Raw genomic sequence first — 20,221 nt, 5'->3', positions numbered from 1 at the left:
GGCACTTGCTCCTTTACGTAATGATGATCTTGGGGTGGATGTCGGCGTACACGTCGGGGTCGAAGTCGCCGGCCACGGGCGCGGCCACGGCCGCCGCGCCCAGCGCCGCGGCCCGCCTCAGCCTGTCAGGCCACGGCGCCCGCTCCACCAGCCCCAGCGCCAGCCCGGCGACCAGCGAGTCGCCCGCCCCGGTCGGGTTTCCCCCCACGGTGTACGGCATGCGCGCCCTGAATGTTCCCTCCTCGGTGACCGCCAGCAGCCCGCCTGCGCCCATGGACACCACCACGGCCTCGGCCCCCCGCTCGCGCAGCGCCTGGGCGCTCTCAGCGGGGTCGCCGCCGGGCACCGCCCTGGCCAGCTCTTCCGCGTTGGGCTTGACGACGGAAGGACGGCCATCGGGCGCGTGGCGCAGCGGCTCGCCGTCGGCGTCCACGATCGCGGGCACGCCCTCGCGGGCCGCGATCGCGGCGAGGGCGGCGTACGTGTCGAGGGGCACGCCGCGCGGCAGGCTCCCCGACAGGACGACCGCGTCGGCGGCGGCCACGAGCGGCTCGTAGCGCCGCACGAAGCTCTCCAGCTCGCCGGGGGTCACCTCGGGCCCGGGCTCGTTGAACAGCGCCGTACGCCCGGCCCAGGCGCCGCGCTCCGCGACGCCGGGCGTTTGTGTGCGGGCCTGCCCGGAACCGGGTCGGGCGCGTGCCGGGGACGGGCGGGGGGTGGGTGTCTCCGTGACGGCCAGGGTGGTGCGGGAGTCGGCGGCGATGGGCGTCAGGTCGCTCGGCAGCCCGGCCGCGCGCAGATCGCCTGCGATCGCTTGCCCCGTCGGCCCGCCCGCCAGGCCGGCGACCAGCACCTCGTGGCCCAGGGTCGCCAGCACGCGGGCCACGTTGACACCCTTGCCGCCGGCCCGCCGGTGCACCGCGCCGACCCGGTTGACGCCGTCCCAGTCGACCTCGGGAAGCCGGTAGGTCACGTCGAGCGCGAGGTTGAGCGTCACGGTGAGGATCATCCGGGCTCCGTCACCCAGACGCCGTCCTTCATCACCCCGGTCACCTCCAGCGCGTCGGACAACACCACCAGGTCGGCGGCCTTGCCGACGGCGATCGAGCCGATCCGGTCGGCCAGGCCGAGCACCCGCGCGGGCGTCAGCGAGGCCACCTGCACGGCGTCGGGCAGCGACATGCCCACTTCCCGCACGCTGCGCCGGAACGCGACGTCCATGGTCAGCGTGGAGCCCGCGATCGAGCCGCCCTCGACGAGCCTGGCCACGCCGCCGTCCACGCGCACCGCCATCGAGCCGAGCACGTAGTCGCCGTCGCCGAGGCCGGCGGCCGACATCGCGTCGGTGATCAGCGCGGTCCGGCCGGGGCCCGCCACCTCGTAGGCCAGCCGCAACATGGCCGGATGCACGTGCACGCCGTCGTTGATCAGCTCGATCGTCACCCGCTCGTCGTCGAGCAGCGCGGCGATCGGCCCGGGGGCGCGGTGCCCGAGCGGCGGCATCGCATTGTAGAGATGGGTGGCCACGCTCGCGCCGGCCTCGATGCCGGCGATGGTCTGGTCGTAGCCGGCGTCGCTGTGGCCCACGGCGGCGATCACGCCCTCGGAGACGGCCAGCCGGATCGTGTCGAGCGCGCCGGGCAGCTCGGGCGCGATGGTGACCATGCGTACGTGGCCGCGCCCGGCCTTGACCAGCTCGGCGAACTCCTGTGGCGAGGGCTCGCGCAGCAGCGCGGGGTCGTGCGCGCCGCAGCGGGCCCTGGAGATGTAGGGGCCCTCGAAGTGCACGCCGGCCAGCAGCCCTTCGTCGCAGAGCTCGGACAGCGCCGACGCCGCTCTGAGCAGGTTGTCCGGGGTCTCGGTGACCAGGCTGGCCATCGTCGTGGTGGTGCCGTGGCGCCGGTGCAGCGCCACCGCGTCACGGGCCCGGTCGAGATCGCCGGTCGGGAAGGAGCCGCCCGCGCCGCCGTGGTTGTGGATGTCGACGAATCCGGGCACGACGTGCCTTCCGCCCACGCTCAGGCCGGGACCGGGGGCGGATCCGTGGCCGACATGCGTGATGCGGCCGTCTTCGATGGTCAGCCACCCCTCGTGAACTCCCGCGGGTGTCACGATCCTGGCGTCGGCAAGAGTAAGGCTCATGGAGACAGAATCACAGATCGCGTGAGGTGCATGGGTTCGTCGGGGTTCAGCTGCTGGGCGAACGCGCGCGCGACGGCCACCCGTTGGGCGCGGATCAGCTCGGCCATGGGGTCGAGCCCGCTCTCGAAGAACGTGCCGCCCGCCTGCTCGACCTGCGCGCGCAGGCCGGCGGGCGCGGCGCCGAGCATCCAGGTGACGCGCCCGGGGCCGGCGATGCTGATCGGGCCGTGCCGATATTCCATCGCCGGGTACGCCTCCGTCCACGAGCGGGACGCCTCGCGCATCTTCAGCGCGGCCTCCTGGGCCAGCCCGACCGTCCAGCCGGCGCCGAGGAAGCTGAACTGCTCGGCCTCGACCAGCTCGTCGGGGAGCGGCGCGGCCACGGCCTGCTCGGCGTCCTCGATCGCCTGGGTGAGGTCTTCGCCGAGGCTGGCCCGCAGCAGGGCCAGCTGCGTGGTGGCGAACCTGGTCTGCACGACCGAGCGCTCGTCGGCGTAGTCGAGCACGACGAGCTCGTCGGCGGCCCGCATGATCGGCGTCTCCGGGTCGGCGGTGATGGCCGTGGTCCTCGTGGTGGTGCGGGCGAGCAACTCCAGCACCTCGGTGGTGGTGCCCGAGCGGGTCAGCGCGAGCACGCGGTCGTACGACCGGCCTGAGGGCGCCTCGGAAGCGGCGAAGGCGTCGGTCTCGCCGTGCCCGGCCCGCTCCCGCAGCGCCGCGTACGCCATCGCGATGAACCATGACGTGCCGCAGCCGACGACGGCCACCCGCTCCCCGTGGCGCGGCAGCGCGTCGGCGGGAACGTTCGCGACGGCGCGGCGCCAGCACGACGGCTGGGACACGATCTCGGCCTCGGTGTGGCTGGTCACCACGTGCCTCCCCATGATTGATTGTTTCTGCGTTTTTTATACCAGGTAGGAGCATAAACGGACACTGGTGGCTCCGGCTCTCCAGGGTGTGCGACGCTTGCTCCTGACCTCGTCCATCAGGGAGGCCTCGTGTCCCGCTACGACCGCTGGAACGCCATCCTCGAGCTGCTCTCCCAGGAGGGCAGGCTCTCGGTCGAGGAGGCGTCGCAGGCGCTCGACGTCTCCACCGCGACCATCCGGCGGGACTTCGACCAGCTCGCCCAGCAGCAGATGCTCATGCGCACGCGGGGCGGCGCGGTGGCCCAGAGCGTGAGCTACGATCTGCCGCTGCGCTACAAGACCGCCCGGCACGCCGACGAGAAACAGCGCATCGCGGCCGCCGCGGCGGAGTTCGTGACGCCGGGCGGCGTGGTGGGGCTCAACGGCGGCACCACCACCTCCGAGCTGGCCCGCACCCTCGCCACGGCGCCCGCGCTGGAGAGCGGCTTCACCATCGTCACCAACGCGCTCAACATCGCCGCCGAGCTCACCGTCCGCCAGCACGTCAAGATCGTGGTGACCGGGGGCGTGGCCAGGCAGCAGTCGTACGAGCTCATCGGGCCGCTGGCGACCGGGGTGCTGGAGCAGGTGACGCTGGACGTGGCCTTCCTCGGGGTCGACGCGCTGGACACCGGGCTGGGCGCGTCGGCGCACCACGAGGGCGAGGCGAGCGTCAACAACCTGCTGATCAGCCGCGCCGGGCAGGTCGTCGTGGTGGCCGACTCCTCCAAGGTGGGCAAGCGGGCGTTCTCCCGCATCTGCCCGATCGGACAGATCGACACACTCGTCACCGACACCCAGCTCTCCGACGATCTTGCCGGTGAGCTGACAGAGGCGGGGGTAAAGGTCGTACGCGCCTGACCCGCTCAGGCGTTACAGGATGTTGTCGGTGCGGGTAGGAATGGGACACAGGCGACAAAGCCATTCCAGGGGGAAATATGGCGTCGGGAAGGACCGTGGCCCGTCTCGGGCCCGCCGAGCGCGCCGAGGCGCTGGAACGCATGGCCTCACGAGAGCTCGACGTGGTCGTGGTCGGCGGGGGCATCGTGGGGGCGGGGGTGGCTCTCGACGCCGCCACCCGCGGGCTCGACGTGGGGCTGGTCGAGGCCCGTGACTTCGCCTCGGGCACCTCGTCGCGCTCCTCCAAGCTCATCCACGGCGGCCTGCGCTACCTGGAGCAGCTCAACTTCGAACTGGTGCGCGAGGCCCTCCAGGAGCGGGCGCTGCTGCTGCGGCACATCGCGCCGCACCTCGTCAGGCCGGTGCCGTTCCTCTTCCCGCTGACCCACTACGCCTGGGAACGGGCCTACGTCGGCGCCGGCGTGGCTCTCTACGACACGCTCGGCTTCGCCTCAGGGCTCACCCGCGGCGTGCCCGGCCACCGGCACCTGTCCAGGTCGCGGGCGCGGCGGCTGGCGCCCGCGCTGAAGCGCAGCGCGTTCACGGGCGCCATCCAGTACTGGGACGCGCAGGTCGACGACGCCCGCTACGTGATGACCATGCTGCGCACCGCGGCCACCTACGGCGCCCACATCGCTCCCCGGGCGCAGGTGGTGGGGTTCCTGCGGGAGGGGGAGCGGGTCACCGGCGTGCGGGTGCGCGACCTGGAGAGCGGCGAGGAGCTCGAGATCCGCGCCCAGCAGGTCGTCAACGCCACCGGGGTCTGGACCGACGACATCCAGGAACTGGTCGGCGGCCGGGGCCAGATCCACGTACGCGCCTCCAAGGGCATCCATCTCGTCGTGCCGCGCGACCGGATCCAGTCGCTGACCGGGATCATCCTGCGTACGGAGAAGTCCGTGCTCTTCGTGATCCCCTGGGGACGGCACTGGATCATCGGCACCACCGACACGGAGTGGACCCTCGACAAGGGCCACCCGGCCGCCTCCAGGGCCGACATCGACTACCTGCTCGACCACGTCAACGCCGTGCTCTCCGTGCCCCTGAGCCGCGACGACGTCGAAGGCGTCTACGCGGGGCTGCGCCCGCTGCTGTCGGGCGAGTCGGACGAGACGTCCAAGCTGTCCAGGGAGCACGTGGTCGCCCATCCGGTGCCGGGCCTGGTGATGACCGCCGGCGGAAAATACACCACGTACCGGGTCATGGCGCGTGACGCGGTCGACGCCGTGGCGCACGGCCTCGACCAGCGGGTGCCCTCTTCGTGCACCGACCGCGTCCCGCTGGCGGGCGCGGAGGGCTACCAGGCGCTGTGGAACTCCCGGCACCGCATCGCCCACACCTCCGGGCTGCACGTGGCCAGGATCGAGCACCTGCTGCAGCGTTACGGCTCGCTGATCGACGAGGTGCTGGAGCTGATCGAGCGTGACCCGTCGCTGGGCAGGCCGCTGAGCGGGGCCGACGACTACCTGCGCGCCGAGATCGTCTACGCCGCCACGCACGAGGGCGCCCGGCATCTCAACGACGTGCTGACCCGGCGTACGCGCATCTCCATCGAGACCTTCCACCGCGGCGTGGCCGTGGCGCAGGAGTCGGCCGAACTGCTCGCCGAGCCGCTTGGCTGGGACGGCGAGCAGGTCAAGCGGGAGGTGGGATATTTCACCAAACGCGTGGAGGCCGAGCGCCGCTCCCAGGAGCAGGACTCCGACCAGGAGGCCGACGCGATCAGGCTCGGCGCGCCGGAGATCGTCCCCGTGGTCGCGCCCGAGTCCTAGCCGATCAGCCTGCCGGGATCCACGCCTGCTCGGCGAGCGTGGTGGCGTCGTTGACCTGCACGCCCTGGGGGGAGACCGTCCACAAGGAGTCGCCGATGACCACCGAGCGTTGGATGCCGGGCTGGAAACCGCGCTCGTTCTCCCCGCGCTGCGCCGGATGCCTGATCATGCCGAGCTTCGACACGCCCGAATCGGAGATCTTCAGCGCGAGCGCGCCCGACTCGTCGCCGCTCCTCAGCGGGAGCACCGCCAGGCCGGTCCTGGGCCAGTAGAGGAAGGCGTGCGGGTCCCACTCGGCCTCGGAGCCGGAGTCCTTCTGGAACAGCTGCGACAACCTGCGCGGGGAGGCGGGGTCGCTGACATCGAACAACGACACCTGCGTGCCCTGCGTCCTGCCCTCCTCGTTCGCCTCCTGGCCGATGCCGATCAGCCGGCCGTCGCCGGCCGGGTGGAGGTAGGCGGAGTAGCCGGTGATCTTCAGCTCGCCGGTCACCCTGGGCGCCGCCGGGTCGCGCAGGTCGAGGGTGTAGAGGGGATCGACCTGCCTGAACGTGACGGCGTAGCCGACGGGGCCGATGAACCGGACCGAGTAGATGCGCTCGCCCTTGCCGAGGCCGCCGACCTCGCCCTTCATCTCCATGGTGGCGGCGTCGAGCACGTGGACGGTGCTCGAACTGCTCCGGCCGTCCCGGGAGTTGAGCGTGGTGGCGACGCGGAGGTGACCTTCGTGCTCCGACAGCGAGTACTGGTTCAGCAGGCGTCCCGCCACCTTCCCCGACGCCACGTAGGCGGGCGGGCCCGGCTTGGAGACGTCGAACCGGTGGATCTGCGTCTCCTCGGGCGGGAGCGTGGGGATCGGCCGGGGCACGGGAGGCGACGTCGCCGTGACCGTCATCCTGGTCGGCGGGACATCGACCATGGTGCCCGTCACGGCGGGTTCGCTGGGAGTGGGCTCCTCGGCCGGGGCCACGCCCCGCGAGGTGGTGGGGGCGACCGGCAGCGGGCGGAACGGCATGCCCCACCAGAGCGGGTTGCTGGCCACGTAGAGGCTGCCGCCCGTGCCGTACACGATGTCGCCGTCGGCCGCCAGAGCGATCGGGTCGGTGCCGGCGACTCCCTGGGCCAGGTCGATGGTGTGCACGGTCAACATCGAGGTGCCGGTGTAGTCGGCGGGGTGGCTGACCCGGTCGCACGCGACGGTGCTCTCCTCGGCCGTCCCCGACGCGTCCGTGATCTTGATCTTGGGCAGCCAGGCCTCGGCCGGCGCCTTGCGCACGGCCTCCTGGTTCCGCTTGACGCGCTCGGCCTCCGGGACGTCTCCCCGTCTGACCTGCGGGAACGTGATGTCCGGCTGGCTGCGGGTGACGAGCCTGACCGTCGAGCCGACCATCCTGGCGTCGACGTACGTGCCCTGCGGCTCGACCGTGCTCAGCACCTTGGGCTCGCCGGCCAGGTCGACCAGCACGTACCGGGTGTCGCGCGGCGGCCCGAAGGAGCGGTACACGGCGCCGCCGCCGCGCAACATGACCAGCGCGCGGTCCCCGGAGAGCAGCAGGTCGGCGGGGACGCCGGGCCCGTCGCCGCCGGTCAGGTCGAGGGACGCGGTGACCTTTTTCGTGGCGGTGTCGATGATCCGCAGGGTGCCGTCCGTGACCGTGACGAGCCGGTCGCCGTCCGTCTTGACCAGGTCGGGCTCGTCCACCCCCGCCTCGTGCACGTTGGTCGTGGAGTGCTCGGGCGTGTAGGCCCCGGTGTCGGCCCTCGCCTCCGCCCTGGCGGTCATGGGCATGGCGTTGCCGAAGCCGTACGGGCCGACGTTCCTGGCGGCCTGCTCGCGCAGGCCCGCGAGCAGGTCGTCGCATCCGGTGTAGGCCACCAGGCGGGCGGCGCCCAGGCTCGTCCTGCCGGGCGGCGCCCCTTCCGGCGCGGAGGCGCAGGCGGCTGCCACCGTCGCCAGCGCCGTAGCGGTCACGGCCGTACGGATCAGCGTCTTCATGCCCTCCATCACGGTTGTGCGGGCAGGGCGGTTCAGGAAACTCTGTCCGGATTGATGGTGAACGCCGGGCTGAAGTTGATGTCGTCGGGCACTTCCAGCAGCTTGCGCAGCAGCTTCCCGCTGAAGTCGATCACCTGGACCTCGTCGTTGGGCGCGTTGTCCTGCTCCCAGCAGTAGAGGTGCTTCTCGTCGTAGAAGCCGAGCACCTTGTCGCAGTCGGAGGAGAACTTGCGCAGGCGCTCGCCCGACTCCGAGTCCCAGATGCAGTGGTCCCCGCCACCGCCGTTGGGGCAGTCGGTGACGAACGCGCGGCCCGAGGGCGAGAAGATGTCCTGCGTGCCGGCCGACATCGTGCCGATGCCGGGGAACGAGCGGGTGGCCCTGCCCTCGGCGTCGAAGAAGCGCAGGCCCTGGTTCTTCTCGTCGCCATAGACGTTGACCGTGCCCTCGTCGGCGCCGTCGAAGCCGAAGGCGGTCCCGCGGATCGAGGTGTCGGCCACGTCGATCGTGGTGGCCTTCTTCGTGGCCACGTCGACGATGGTGAAGCCCAGGTGGAGCCAGTCGTCGCCGTTCTTCTTCTCGGTGTTCAGCAGGATGCGCTCGCCGTCTTTCGACCAGGCCCTGATGGTGCTGATCAGGGGTTCCTTCACGATCTTGATCGTGGAACGCTCGCCGGAGTCCTGGTCGGTGATGACGATGAAGTCGAAGTCGTCGGAGCTGTAGCTCCTGCCCCGGTGCGCGAGGTAGCGGCCGTCGGGCGAGACCATCGACTCCCAATTGCCGGCGTACTTCGTGAACGAGCCGTGCAGGGAGTCCCTGGCGTAGTCGATCCAGTCGTCCTTCTTCTCGTCCTTGATCTCGTAGGAGGTCAGGAAGATCGCGTCGGCGGGATTCTCGTACAGGTGGATCTCGCCGCCGGGAAGCCGCGTCTTCGTGCCGGTGGGCGGCACGGCGGCCCGCGTGGTGCCCGGCGACGGGTCGCGCGTCGCGGTGGTCCGCGACGGCCCGTGGGTCCTGGTGCGGGACGGCTCGGCGAGCGAGGCCTGGTTGACCTGGATGGTCACGACCACGCCGGCGAGCAGCAGCAGGGCGACCGCCACCGTGACGCCGACGATCAGCGGGGTCCTGTTCTTGCGTTGCGGTTGCGTGGCGTACGGCTGATGGGCGATCTGCTCGTGCCGCGCCGGCGGCCAGGGCCCTGGATGGTGCGGGGGCGGCACGGTGGCGGCGTGTGGTTCCGGCGGCGCGACCGGTCCGTGCGGCCGGCCGAAAGGCGGCCCCGAGTGGGGTCCCGGGTGGGGGCCCGAGTGCGGCCCGGAGTGCGGCCCGGAGTGCGGCCCGGAGTGCGGCCCGGAGTGCGGCGCTGAGTGCGGCCCGGGGTGCGGCGCTGAGTGCGGCCCCGAGGGTTGTCCTCGGTGATGGGCGAAGGGCGCCTGGGGCGCGGCCTCGGCGGCGGCCTCGGCGAGGATGCCGGCGTTGGGCGCGGGGCGCTGCAGCAACCGCATGATGACCTGCTCCGCGGTCGGCCGTTGCGCGGGGTCCTTGGCCAGGCACGCGACCACCACGTCGCGCAGCTGGCCGTCCAGCATGCCGAGGTCGGGGTGCTGGTTGAGCACGCGGTTGATCACCGCGGGCATCGTGTCGCTGCCGAACGGAGCCCGGGCGGAGGCGGCGAACACCATCGTGCTGGCCCACGAGAACATGTCGGCGGCCGGCCCGGCGGTGTGCCCCATGATCTGCTCGGGCGCCATGTACGCGGGCGTGCCCACGACCGTGCCGGTGATCGTCGCGGTGGCGTTCAGCGCCCGCGCGATGCCGAAGTCGATCACTCTGGGCCCGTCGGCGCCGATGATCACGTTGGCGGGCTTGAAGTCGCGGTGCACGATGCCGGCCTGGTGGATGGCGGCCAGCGCGGTGGCGGTGCCGATGGCCAGCCGGTGCAGGACGGAGCCCGAGCGCGGCCCCTCCTCCATCACGACCTGCTGCAACGACGGCCCCTCGATGAACTCGCTGATGATGTAGGGGCGGTGTTGCTCGACGCCGGTGCCGAGGACGGCGGCGGTGCAGAACGGCGCGACCTGCTGGGCCACCTCGACCTCGCGCAGGAACCGCTCGACGCTCACCTGGTCGCCCGCCAGGTCGGGACGCATCCACTTGACGGCCACGCGTGTGCCCGACGGGTCGCTGGCGAGGTAGACGACGCCCTGGCCGCCCTCGCCTAGCCTGCCGGTGAGATCCAGGCCGCCCAGCCGTGGCGGATCTCCGGGTCGTAGCGGAGCGATGGATGCCATGGAGGAATTGTGTCCCCATGCCATGCATCGGCAAAAACTACCTGCCGGTAGCGATACCGAATCTTCTTCCTCCCGGCACATGGCGTCCATCGGGGCACCGCCATCTCGCTCCTGCGCATACGCTGTAAACGTGACGGGTGCTGGTACCGCCGAGCGCATCGTGACCGTAGCGCAGCGCATCCTCCACGAGGAGGGCGCCGCCGCGGTCAGCATGCGGCGCGTCGGTGACGCCGCGGGCATCACCGCCATGGCCATCTACCGGCACTACCCCAACCGGGATGCGCTGCTGCGGGCCGTCGCCAACCGCAGCGCGAGCGAGCTGGCCGCGGAGTGGCGGCGGCGATCCCCCTCGGGGGATCTCCTGGAACGGATCTCGGCGGCGCTCGACGACTTCCTCGACTTCGCGCTCGGCAACCGGCACCTGTACCGGTTCCTGGTCCTCGACGCGTGGACGGGGGCACGCCGCTTCCCCGAGGACTTCCGCGACGGGCAGGGCCCGCCGTTCGCCGTCCTCGCGGAGCTCGCAGAAGAGGGCATGCGCACGGGGCTGCTGCGCGAGGACGACGTGCTCGAGACCGCGCTGACCGTCTCGTCGTGCACGCAGGGCCTGGTGCAGCAGTTCCTGAGCGGCCGGATGGGGATGGACGAGGACGACTTCCGCGCGCTCTGCCACCGGTCCATGTGGCGGATCGTCGACGGACTTCGCGTCCGCCCTGAGCCGGGTCAGCCCAGCGGATGGCAGACCCAGACGTTGGGCTCCACGTAGACGGCGTGGTCGTGTTCCACGTCGCAGTGCACGGGATTGAGCGCTCCCGGCACCTCGACGGCCCCCGTACGGTCGAACGGCAGGCCCGTCCACCCTCGCCACTCCGCGAGCGTGCCCGCGATCACCATCGAGCGCGGCGCCACCTTGACGATCTTCCCGCCGGCCCGCACGTGCACCCGTAGCCAGGCGTCATGGGGCAGGCCGTCGGGGCGGGTGCGGAAGGCGTACTCGCTCATGGGGGTGTGGGGTTCGAGGTGCTTGGTGTTGGGCCTGACCGGCGCGACGAGCTCGTAGAAGCCGCGGTCGGCGGCGTGGCGGCGCATCGCCGCCACCATCTGCGAGGAGAGCCCCGTGCCCTGCAGGTCGCGCCGCACGGTGATCTCCAGGGCGGAGACGGCGTCGGGCCGGGCGCCGCGGTCGCGGGCCAGCCGGCCCGAGCGGATCACGGCGTCCCAGCCGTCGTCGGGCAGCTCGGACCCCTTCGCCACGAACGGGATCATGCACGCCCGCGCCACCAGCCTGCCGGGCTCGGCGTCGTCGTCGGCCACGAGCACGTAGTCGGCGTAGGCGGTGGTGGCGACCGCGTAGAACAGGTCGGCGATCGGGTCGTTGAGCATGAACTCCTGCCACGTATGGTCCATGTCCCACAACGCCGGCGCGAGCTCCGGACGCTCCGCGAGCGTCGTGATCTGGAGGGCCATACGGCCCAGTTTCGCATTCCGGTCTACTGGGACGCGCGCCATTAATCTGCGCAAAAGTTGTGCGCTAGCGTCGGCGCCATGACCGAACTTGACGCCAGGTTGAGAGCCGTCGCCGACCTGATCGTGCCCGAGGCGCGCGAGGGCGGCGGCAGGCACGAGTACGACGGCCGGATCCAGGATTTGTCGCCCGACGGCGTACGCGCCGGACTGGCCCGGCTCGGCGAGGGAGCCGCGCCCGCCGGCTCACACGACGCCAGGCACCTGGAGGTGTTCGAGGAGGGCCTGCGCACCCGGCTCGGTGAGCTGGCCCTGCACCGCAGGAACCCGCTGCTCCACCTGTCCAACCTCGACCTGGCCTGCTACGACCGCGACTACGCCCCGGCCGGCGACCGCGCCGAGGCCAAGGCCGCCCACCTCGCACTGTGGCCGGAAGCCGTGAGCAACGCGATCGACGCGCTCGACCGGATCCCGGCCCCCGTCGCGAAATCCCTGGTGAACACCGCCAAGGGCCTGGCCGCCGGGGTCACGGACGAGACCGCGCTGCAGGCGCACGGCAGGCTCGTCGCCCACATCCAGCGGGCGGCGGACGAGGGCGACCCCGACGCGGCGCTCGGCGGCGAGGCCCTGGCCGGTCTCATGGGCACGGCCGAAGGGCTCCCCGTCGACCTGGGCAGGCTGGCGGAGCGGGCCGACGCCGAGCGCGACCGGCTCATGGCGCTGCTCGCCGAGTCCTGCGCCAAGCTGGGCGAGCAGGGCCGCCCGCCCCTCGACGTCGTACGCGAGCTGGTCAAGGACCACCCCGACGCCGACGGCGTGATCGAGGCGGCCAGGGTCGGCACGGAGAAGGCCATCGCGTTCACCCGCGAGAAGGACCTCGTGCCCTACCACGACGGCGAGTGCCTGGTCGGGCCGGCGCCCGAGTCGCGCCGCTGGGCGATGGCCATGATGGCGTGGAACGCGCCCGGCGAGCCCGAGGGCCCCTCCTGGTACCACGTCACGCCGCCCGACCCCAGCTGGCCGCGGCAGGACCAGGAGGAGTGGCTGGAGGTCTTCAGCCGCACCACGCTGCCCGCGATCAACGTGCACGAGGTCGCCCCCGGGCACTTCTCGCACGCCAGGGCACTGCGGCGGGCGCCGTCGGAGGTGCGCAGGCTGCTGCAGTCGACCGCGTTCATCGAGGGCTGGGCCCACTACGCCGAGGAGCTCTGCGTCGAGGAGGGCTTCGAGGCCGGCGACCCCCGCTTCGAGATCGGCGTCTGGCTGGAGGCGCTGATCCGCGTCACCCGGCTGGCCTGCGCGATCGGCGTGCACACCGGCCAGATGACGGTCGAGGAGGGCGCCAGGCGGTTCGCGTCGGACACGCACCTGGCCGGCCCCGCCGCGACGGCGGAGGCGGAACGGGCGTCGTTCGACCCGACGTACGGCCGCTACACGTGGGGCAAGCTGCTCATCCGCGACCTGCGCGAGCAGGCCCGCAGGGAATGGGGCGCCGGTTTCACCCTGCAGCGCTTCCACAAGTCGCTGCTCGATCTCGGTTCGCCGCCTCTGGGCTTGATCGGTGGCATCCTGTAGCGTCTGGTGATCCGGAGCACCCTGCAGTGCCGGTCGCTGAGGAGGTCTGTCCGTGCGCGAGCTCTCCGGCAAGGTCGCCGTGATAACGGGCGCGGGCAGCGGCATCGGGCGGGCGCTGGCCCTCAGGTTCGCGGCCGAGGGCATGACGCTGATGCTCGCCGACGTCGATCACGGGGCGCTCGCGGAGACGGCCGCGCGGGCGGGCGACGCCGAGGTGCTCACGCAGATCACCGACGTGTCCGACGCGTCCTCCGTACGCCACCTGGCCGACCGGTGTTTCGGGGAGCTGCGGGCCGTACACGTGTTGTGCAACAACGCGGGCGTCTTCCAGGGCGGTCACCTGTGGACCCGCGGCGAGGAGGACCTCGCCTGGCTGCTCGGGGTGAACCTGTGGGGCGTGCTGCACGGCATCCGCGAGTTCGTGCCCCGCATGATCGAGCAGGACACCGAGGGACACATCGTCAACACGGTGTCCGTGGCCGGGCTGTTCACCACGCCGGGGACGGGCGGCTACGCGGTCGGCAAGCACGCCGCGCTGGCCGCCTCCCAGGCGCTCGCCCACGACCTGGCCGATGCGGGTTCCAAGCTGCGCGTGACCGCGCTCTGCCCCGGCGCGGTCAGGACGCGCATCGCCGACTCGGCGCGGCTGCGACCTCCGAGCCTGGCCACCGTGCCCGGCCAGGACGAGGTGGCCGCGCAGGAGGCGGTGAGCAGGGCGGTCGAGCGCGGCGTGGAGCCGTCCGAGGTCGCCGGCCTGGTGGTGGAGGCCATCCGCGACGAGAGGTTCCTGCTGCTGACCGACCCGGAGCACGCCGCGCGGTTACGCCTGCAGACCGAGACGCTGCTCAGCGGGCGGCTGCCGGTTCACCACTGACGTTCGTGGGCCAGCACCCGCACCACCGTGCCGCTGCGCGGCTTGACCAGCAGGCGTACGGAGTCACCCGGCAGCACGTCCTGGTAGACGCCCTGCTTGACCCGGAACGCGACGGCCGTCTCCGAGCTGCCGTCGTGCACCGCGATGTGGTAGGTGTTCTCTGTGTCCGTGGCGACCTCGACCCAGCGTTTGACGACGTGACCCCTGATCTCCTGCCGCTTCGGGCCCCGCGCGACGGCGGCCGCCGGCACGATCTCCACGCCGCGCCAGCCGCTGCCCGTGAAGATCCATTCCTGCTGCGGGTTCACCTCCACGTGCCCCGGCCCGGCGACCTCACGTCCGGCGGGAGTCAGCAGGAACCCGCGGCCCGCCAGGAGCAGCCCGAACCCGGCCACGAACGACACCATCGTCGCGATCATCCCGGGCCATGACAGGCCGGCCGCGGACACGGTGGCGAACCACGGGACCACCAGCCCGCCGGCCAGCAGCAACGGGACGATCATGCTCGACCAGCGCCGCCGCGCCAGCCCGAGGTCGATGGCGCACTGCCGGACCAGGGGGAGGAACTCGCGGTCGAGCGCCTGCCCGTCGGGCATGAGCGCGATCACCGGGGCCCTCGGAGCCCCGCCCATCCGGGTGCTCACCTGATCGAGCACCCACTGCTCGTACGGCAGGAGGGGCTCCGCCCGCCGCGGCGTCAGCGACAGCCGGTCGCCCTCCACGATGGCCCACCCGCGCCCCGCCAGCTCGAACAGCGCCGAATGGAACACGTCCTGCACCCGCATGCCGCGTAAGAGCTCCGCCACGGGGGCGGGCGCCGGATGGCGCGGCTCCCGTTCCGGGGTCCTGTCGCGACCGGACACCTTGAAGGCGGCGGCCAGGGTGGCGACCCAGAGAGCCCAGGTCGTCGCCGGCCAGACAAGATCCATTGTTCTGTGTTAGCACGAGAGCGGGAGCCAGGCCAGGCGTAATGCACAAGGCCGATAGACTGTACTCACCGCGTTCCGCCTTCTGGAGGGTCTTCAGTGTCTGAATTCGACACGGTTCTGGTGGTCGACTTCGGCGCGCAGTATGCGCAGCTCATTGCCAGGCGGGTGCGCGAGTGCCACGTCTACTCCGAGATCGTCCCCTCGTCGATGCCCGTCGAGGAGATGATGGCGAAGAATCCGAAGGCGATCATCCTGTCCGGCGGTCCCTCCTCGGTCTACGCCGACGGCGCGCCGCCCGTGCCGCACGGGCTGTTCGCGACGGGCGTGCCCACGTTCGGCATCTGCTACGGCTTCCAGGCCATGGCGCGGGCGCTGGGCGGCGAGGTGGCCCGCACGGGCGTCGCCGAATACGGCGGCACCGCGCTCGAAGTTCTCCACGAGGGCGTCATCTTCGCGGGCCTGCCGAGCGCCCAGAAGGTCTGGATGTCCCACGGCGACAGCGTGGCCAGCGCGCCCGAGGGGTTCACGGTGACCGCCTCGACGAGCCAGACGCCGGTCGCCGCCTTCGAGCACCCCGAGAAGGGCCTCTACGGCGTGCAGTTCCACCCGGAGGTGCTCCACTCCGAGCACGGGCAGGCGGTGCTCAGGCACTTCCTCGAGGCGGCCGGCTGCCGCCCGTCCTGGACCATGCTCAACATCGTCGAAGACTCCGTCGAGGCCGTGCGCCGCCAGGTCGGCGACGGCCACGCGATCTGCGCGCTGTCGGGCGGCGTCGACTCCGCGGTGGCCGCCGCCATCGTGCAGCGCGCCATCGGCGACCGGCTGACCTGCGTCTTCGTCGACCACGGCCTGCTGCGCAAGGGCGAGGCCGAGCAGGTCGAGCGCGACTTCGTGGCCGTCACCGGCGTCAAGCTGCGCGTCGTCGACGCCGCCGACCGCTTCATCAAGGCGCTGGAAGGCGTCACCGACCCCGAGGAGAAGCGGAAGATCATCGGCCGCGAGTTCATCCGCGTCTTCGAGGACGAACAGCGCGCCATCATGGCCGACAAGCCCGTGGAGTTCCTCGTCCAGGGCACGCTCTACCCCGACGTGGTCGAGTCGGGCGGCGGCACCGGCACCGCCAACATCAAGTCCCACCACAACGTCGGCGGCCTGCCGGACGACCTGCGGTTCACGCTGGTGGAGCCGCTGCGGGCGCTGTTCAAGGACGAGGTCCGCCGGGCCGGTGAGGAGCTCGGGCTGCCCGCCGCCATGGTCTGGCGCCAGCCGTTCCCCGGCCCCGGCCTGGGCATCCGCATCGTCGGAGAGGTGACGCGCGAGCGCCTCGAGTTGCTGCGCGAGGCCGACGCGATCGCCCGCGAAGAGCTGTCCAGGGCGGGCCTCGACCGGCAGATCTGGCAGTGCCCCGTGGTGCTGCTGGCCGACGTGCGCTCGGTGGGGGTGCAGGGCGACGGGCGCACCTACGGCCATCCGGTGGTGCTGCGCCCGGTGACGTCGGAGGACGCCATGACGGCCGACTGGGCGAAGGTGCCCTACGACGTGCTGTCCCGCATCTCGACCCGGATCACCAACGAGGTCCGCGAGGTCAACCGCGTGGTGCTCGACGTGACCAGCAAGCCCCCCGGCACGATCGAGTGGGAGTGACGCTTTCCGTCCGCGGAGGTTCTGCGGGACCATCCTTTACGGCACGGCCAAGGTCACCCCACCCGCCGCACGCGGCCGAGGGCCCGCCCTTGTCGGTGACGCCGCCGCGGGTCTCGTAGCCGTCGATGTCGCCGCCGTGCCCCCATGCCGTGCCGCAGCTCACCGGCATCTTCATCAGGCCGAGCCCGTACTCCCAGCCAGCCGGCATGCCGGGTGCCTTGACGGTCTTCTTCATGGCCTTGAGCTGCGCGGGCTTGAGGAGCTTGCCGTCCATCAGGGCCTGCCAGAAGCGGTTGAGATCGCTGGGGGTGGCGATGAGCTGGCCGGCGGCGCCGCCCCACGACGGGTCGAGGTTGGTGATGTCGACGAGCTTGCCGTCGATCTTCTCGATGAGCAGGCCGAGCACGATGTAGCCGGTGTTGCTGTACTCCCACTTCTTGCCCGGCGCGAACGACGCCTTGTGGGCGAAGGCGGTCTTCAGCAGGTCCTGTGGGCTGCCGGGTTGCGCGGTGATGAAGTAGAAGAGCATGAGGGCTTTCGAGTGACGAAACCCGTACGCGCGATCGCGGAGTCCGCGGCGGACCGGGCCGGCCAGGACCTGATCGACTTGGCCGTGGCTGAGCTGCTCGATCGTGGCGCCGCGACCAAGGGGCAACGTCTGAAAGCCGCACAACGAGCCGGTGCCCGGGCCGAGCTCGCCGTGGAGCGGGCCATCCAGGAGTTCACATGAGCCGCTATACGACATCGGTGAACCTTGGGTTGCTCGATGTGGTGCACCACGTGTTCGCCGCTCGAGACACCCACTTGGTGCCTGCGGACATCCCCGATCCGCCACCTGCATGGGTGGCCGAGTACCCCAGGCTCGCCGAAGACCTCACGTACGCCAGCCCCGGCCTTTTCAGCGCGCTTGATCTGCTTCGTGCCTTCTGGAGGCGAACACAGGCAGGCAACGGGACGGTGTGATCACTTCTCGATGTAACGGTCGTCGCGGTGGGTCACGTACAGCCTGCTGTACGTCTGCGACGCCTGGTGACCGCTCTCCTAGTGCGTGATCTTGATGACGGCCTTCTTCCCCTTGACCGCCAGGACCTCGAAGCTGACGTCGTTGATGGTGCTGGGGCCTCCTTGGTCCGGCGTCTGCTCGGACATGGTGACCTGCATGCCGGACGCGGTGAAGGCGTGGAAGGTGACCGAGTCGTCCTCGACGGTGACGTTGATGGGCATCAAGCCCCACTTGTCGTCCAGCCTGATGGTCCGACCGTCCGAGATGAGCACCTCGCACTTCGCGTCCCGGCACGCCCGGAGTCTCGTACCGTTCCTGGCCTTCGGGAGCGCCGACGGCGTCGGCGAGGGGGTCGATGACGGCGAGGGCGTCGCTGATGGGGAGGGGGCCGACGACGGGGGACTCGCCTCAGAAAGGGAAGGCTGCGGGGACGTAGCCGGCGAGGCCATTTTCTCGGCCGGGGAGCCGCAGCCGGTGAGCAGTCCGGCTGCGGTCACCGCGCTCACCAGCGCCATTCGCCCGGTCGGTACGCCTGGCATCTCTGCTCCCTTGCTCGCGCGACGACATCAGCCACCAGTGTCGTGCCACGGCGTCGGGACCCCTCCCGCCGGAGACGCGATAGAAAGATCACGCTTTCGTTGAACGGATGAAAGGTAAGACCATGCACAGGAAGGCCATCAGCGCCCTGACCCTTGCGTGCGCCATGGTCGTGACGCCCGTCGTGGCCGCCACCCCCGCCGCCGCCACGGCCAAGCCCAGCTACCGCGGCTGCTACGACGGGAAATGCAAGTTCACGTTCTCGAAGAAGGTGAGCTTTCGCATCTCCGCGAAGCGTTACGGCTTCTCCAGGGTGTACGTCTCCAAGGAGTTCGTCGGCGGCATCTTCAACCAGGACATGGTCGTGGTGCGGGCGCCCGGCTTGACGACTTCCCTGGGTGAAGGGGCTCGGGGCAACATGCAGAGCAACGGCAAGAACACCCTTTCCTTCCGCGTGCTGGCCATCACCAGCAAGGGCGCCACGATCCGCTTCACCGGATGACGGGACCCCGACCGTAGGCAGCCGCGTCGTCGGCGACGGACCGGCCGGTCAGCGGCGGTGCGGCTGCCGGGGCCAGCGCGCGGACGGAGGGGGAGAGCCTCGCGGGGCCGGCGGAGCGTGACGTGGGGCGGCAAGCCGCCCCACGTCACGCAGGCCGCGATCACGACGTACGGCTCGCGCTCCGGGCCCGCCGTATCCCGCCGATGCCGACGGTGTACGACAGCGCACCGGCCAGCCCGAGGATCACGGTGACCATCGTCTGGTGCGGGGGAAGACGTGGACCAGCGTGCCGATCAACGTCAGCGCCGCGCCGATGAAGAGGGTCCCGTTGCGCTTCATTGCCCTGACCATGGAGTGGTGCGATGCAGCGCACGTGTGGCGTGACGTCGGACCCGGGGTGCACGCTGGAGCGGCTAGTTCGGGCGCACGAAGTTGACCCGCTCCAGGTGCGGCTTGTAGTCGGCGATGCCGACGACGAGCTTCTCCTTGATCAGGTCGAGGTCGGCCCTGCCGGAGAGGTCGACGCGTTGGAAGAGCTGCGTGAGGCCGTTCACCCGCTTCACGATGATGTGCTCGTCGTCGTACCAGCCGGCGAAGGCGCGGACGTCCTTCTTGCCGATCCGGTGGAGGATCTTCCCGGTCGAAGCCTCTACGATGCCGATCTGCACCCTGTTGTCGCCCTTGCGGACCACTGTGGCGAACAACCGCCCCGAGGGCGAGGAGACCGTCACGGCGGACCACACGTCGAAGGCGCCGACGCCTGTGTAGAACCTGCGCAACTTCCCGCGCTGGTCGTAGACGGCGATGCGGCTCTTGGGCGAAGAGGGGTCCGCATCGTTGTGCTTGGCCAGCACCCGGCCGGACCTGCCGGCGAAGTAGAAGCGGAGGGTACGTCCGATGGACCAGTCGGAGACGGTGCGGCGGGGCCCGGCTTTGACCAGGCGGGGAACGCGGTCGGCCACGTTCACGGTGATGAAGCCGATGATGGTCAGGCTTCCGTCACGGTGCTTGTCGTACGCCGTGAGCAGGAGCGTGCGGCCGTCCGGCGACCACTCGGGGGACGTCGCCGGCGCGGGCAGGGAAATGGTGTACTTCCGGCGGCTCTGACGATCGATCAGGTCGATCTTCTTCATGGGCAGCCACAGCCGGTGGTCCGGAATCCCGGCCACCCACCGCTGCCCGGGCGCTACCAGCGCCTCGCGGTACGGCGTCCTGACGAACCTGTCGCCCTCGCGCAGGTAGCCGTAGTAGCCCTGGCCGGCGTCGAAGACCAGGGAGTACGAGGCCAGGCGGACCGCTCCCGGCCCGTCGTTGAGCTTGCCCGACGTGCCCGCGAGTTTGATCCACGGTTTCGATTCGATGGACTGGACGTTCGTGGTGGGCGTGCTCGCCCCCTGTGCGCTCGTCGGCTGGACGCCGGCCATGGTCAGTGCCAGGGCCATGAAGGTGGTGGCAACCGGTCTGATGGGCATGCGAACCTCCTCGCTCTACTCATCAGACAGATGAACCTGAGGTTTGGTTCACCGCCGTCCGCGAGGCAGTGCTCCGGCCGGTGACGACCGCGGACGTGAAGGCCATGGCCGCCGGCGCGCCACCCGGGTGACGGGATCCGCCGACGCAGCCTCGCCCTTCCACCGTTAGGCTTGTGTGGGAACGATCCCACACAAGCGGACGGAAGGCGCGC

At 71.0% G+C, this 20,221-nt stretch carries 19 protein-coding genes; 9 read left to right on the top strand and 10 right to left on the bottom strand.

Annotation, left to right across the window (positions count from 1 at the left end):
- Positions 1 to 13 precede the first annotated feature (13 nt).
- The 3 genes from ABGA98_RS03730 to ABGA98_RS03720 are packed head-to-tail and all read right to left on the bottom strand — an operon-like array spanning position 14 to position 3,011.
- Positions 14 to 1,009, bottom strand: coding sequence for a 1-phosphofructokinase family hexose kinase (locus tag ABGA98_RS03730; protein WP_347616747.1), 996 nt, complete (start codon positions 1,007 to 1,009; stop codon positions 14 to 16).
- A complete protein-coding gene (gene nagA, locus ABGA98_RS03725; RefSeq protein ID WP_347616746.1) occupies positions 1,006 to 2,142 on the bottom strand; it encodes an N-acetylglucosamine-6-phosphate deacetylase in 1,137 nt (378 codons plus the stop codon). Before nagA ends, ABGA98_RS03730 begins: the two co-directional genes overlap by 4 nt.
- Complete coding sequence (locus ABGA98_RS03720; protein ID WP_347616745.1) at positions 2,139 to 3,011, bottom strand: sugar isomerase; 873 nt, start codon at positions 3,009 to 3,011, stop codon at positions 2,139 to 2,141. The genes nagA and ABGA98_RS03720 overlap by 4 nt, the downstream gene beginning before the upstream one ends.
- Positions 3,012 to 3,140: 129 nt before the next feature.
- Between ABGA98_RS03720 and ABGA98_RS03715 the strand changes: the two genes are divergently transcribed.
- A complete protein-coding gene (locus ABGA98_RS03715; protein WP_347616744.1) occupies positions 3,141 to 3,911 on the top strand; it encodes a DeoR/GlpR family DNA-binding transcription regulator in 771 nt (256 codons plus the stop codon).
- A 77-nt stretch (positions 3,912 to 3,988) separates the two neighbouring features.
- Positions 3,989 to 5,722, top strand: a complete 1,734-nt coding sequence (locus tag ABGA98_RS03710; RefSeq protein ID WP_347616743.1) for a glycerol-3-phosphate dehydrogenase/oxidase — start codon at positions 3,989 to 3,991, stop codon at positions 5,720 to 5,722.
- 4 nt (positions 5,723 to 5,726) lie between these two features.
- Here ABGA98_RS03710 and ABGA98_RS03705 read toward each other — a convergent pair whose 3' ends face one another.
- Both ABGA98_RS03705 and ABGA98_RS03700 read right to left on the bottom strand, forming a co-directional pair.
- Positions 5,727 to 7,718 carry a beta-propeller domain-containing protein gene (locus ABGA98_RS03705; protein WP_347616742.1) on the bottom strand — a complete coding sequence of 664 codons (1,992 nt, stop codon included), beginning with the start codon at positions 7,716 to 7,718 and terminating at the stop codon, positions 5,727 to 5,729.
- A gap of 32 nt (positions 7,719 to 7,750) precedes the next feature.
- A complete protein-coding gene (locus ABGA98_RS03700) occupies positions 7,751 to 10,009 on the bottom strand; it encodes a serine/threonine-protein kinase (RefSeq protein ID WP_347616741.1) in 2,259 nt (752 codons plus the stop codon).
- Between the two features lie 130 nt (positions 10,010 to 10,139).
- Between ABGA98_RS03700 and ABGA98_RS03695 the strand changes: the two genes are divergently transcribed.
- On the top strand, positions 10,140 to 10,775 hold the full coding sequence (locus tag ABGA98_RS03695; RefSeq protein ID WP_347616740.1) for a TetR/AcrR family transcriptional regulator: 636 nt from the start codon (positions 10,140 to 10,142) through the stop codon (positions 10,773 to 10,775).
- Here the strand turns inward: ABGA98_RS03695 and ABGA98_RS03690 are convergent.
- Positions 10,733 to 11,476 carry an N-acetyltransferase gene (locus ABGA98_RS03690; RefSeq protein WP_347616739.1) on the bottom strand — a complete coding sequence of 248 codons (744 nt, stop codon included), beginning with the start codon at positions 11,474 to 11,476 and terminating at the stop codon, positions 10,733 to 10,735. The genes ABGA98_RS03695 and ABGA98_RS03690 overlap by 43 nt on opposite strands.
- A 78-nt stretch (positions 11,477 to 11,554) precedes the next feature.
- Between ABGA98_RS03690 and ABGA98_RS03685 the strand changes: the two genes are divergently transcribed.
- Positions 11,555 to 13,048: a DUF885 family protein gene (locus tag ABGA98_RS03685; protein WP_347616738.1), complete on the top strand. Its 1,494-nt coding sequence runs from the start codon at positions 11,555 to 11,557 to the stop codon at positions 13,046 to 13,048.
- Positions 13,049 to 13,100: 52 nt separating this feature from the next.
- Positions 13,101 to 13,922 (top strand): SDR family NAD(P)-dependent oxidoreductase, encoded by an 822-nt coding sequence (locus tag ABGA98_RS03680; protein WP_347616737.1) that lies wholly within the window; start codon positions 13,101 to 13,103, stop codon positions 13,920 to 13,922.
- Here ABGA98_RS03680 and ABGA98_RS03675 read toward each other — a convergent pair.
- A complete protein-coding gene (locus tag ABGA98_RS03675) occupies positions 13,913 to 14,851 on the bottom strand; it encodes a hypothetical protein (protein WP_347616736.1) in 939 nt (312 codons plus the stop codon). The genes ABGA98_RS03680 and ABGA98_RS03675 overlap by 10 nt on opposite strands.
- 96 nt (positions 14,852 to 14,947) lie before the next feature.
- Here ABGA98_RS03675 and guaA point away from each other — a divergent pair, with 96 nt between their 5' ends.
- Positions 14,948 to 16,495: a glutamine-hydrolyzing GMP synthase gene (gene guaA, locus ABGA98_RS03670; protein WP_347616735.1), complete on the top strand. Its 1,548-nt coding sequence runs from the start codon at positions 14,948 to 14,950 to the stop codon at positions 16,493 to 16,495.
- Here guaA and ABGA98_RS03665 read toward each other — a convergent pair.
- Positions 16,437 to 17,024: a serine hydrolase domain-containing protein gene (locus tag ABGA98_RS03665; protein WP_347616734.1), complete on the bottom strand. Its 588-nt coding sequence runs from the start codon at positions 17,022 to 17,024 to the stop codon at positions 16,437 to 16,439. The two genes, guaA and ABGA98_RS03665, sit on opposite strands and share 59 nt — an antisense overlap.
- 12 nt (positions 17,025 to 17,036) lie before the next feature.
- Here ABGA98_RS03665 and ABGA98_RS03660 point away from each other — a divergent pair, with 12 nt between their 5' ends.
- A complete protein-coding gene (locus tag ABGA98_RS03660) occupies positions 17,037 to 17,225 on the top strand; it encodes a hypothetical protein (RefSeq protein WP_347616733.1) in 189 nt (62 codons plus the stop codon).
- Positions 17,222 to 17,458 carry a hypothetical protein gene (locus ABGA98_RS03655; RefSeq protein ID WP_347616732.1) on the top strand — a complete coding sequence of 79 codons (237 nt, stop codon included), beginning with the start codon at positions 17,222 to 17,224 and terminating at the stop codon, positions 17,456 to 17,458. The genes ABGA98_RS03660 and ABGA98_RS03655 overlap by 4 nt, the downstream gene beginning before the upstream one ends.
- A 78-nt stretch (positions 17,459 to 17,536) precedes the next feature.
- Here the strand turns inward: ABGA98_RS03655 and ABGA98_RS03650 are convergent, their stop codons facing one another.
- The gene (locus tag ABGA98_RS03650; protein WP_347616731.1) at positions 17,537 to 17,719 is read right to left on the bottom strand and encodes a hypothetical protein; all 183 of its coding nucleotides are present in this window, start codon (positions 17,717 to 17,719) and stop codon (positions 17,537 to 17,539) included.
- Positions 17,720 to 18,144: 425 nt separating this feature from the next.
- Between ABGA98_RS03650 and ABGA98_RS03645 the strand changes: the two genes are divergently transcribed.
- The gene (locus ABGA98_RS03645; protein ID WP_347616730.1) at positions 18,145 to 18,537 is read left to right on the top strand and encodes a hypothetical protein; all 393 of its coding nucleotides are present in this window, start codon (positions 18,145 to 18,147) and stop codon (positions 18,535 to 18,537) included.
- A 413-nt stretch (positions 18,538 to 18,950) separates the two neighbouring features.
- Here the strand turns inward: ABGA98_RS03645 and ABGA98_RS03640 are convergent, their stop codons facing one another.
- The gene (locus ABGA98_RS03640) at positions 18,951 to 20,009 is read right to left on the bottom strand and encodes a hypothetical protein (protein WP_347616729.1); all 1,059 of its coding nucleotides are present in this window, start codon (positions 20,007 to 20,009) and stop codon (positions 18,951 to 18,953) included.
- Positions 20,010 to 20,221: the final 212 nt, after the last annotated feature.

It is taken from the genome of Nonomuraea sp. B1E8 (genome assembly GCF_039871515.1).
GTDB lineage: Bacteria > Actinomycetota > Actinomycetes > Streptosporangiales > Streptosporangiaceae > Nonomuraea.
The sequence above is the reverse complement of the archived record's forward strand: the minus strand, read 5'-3'. Positions and strand labels throughout refer to the sequence as shown.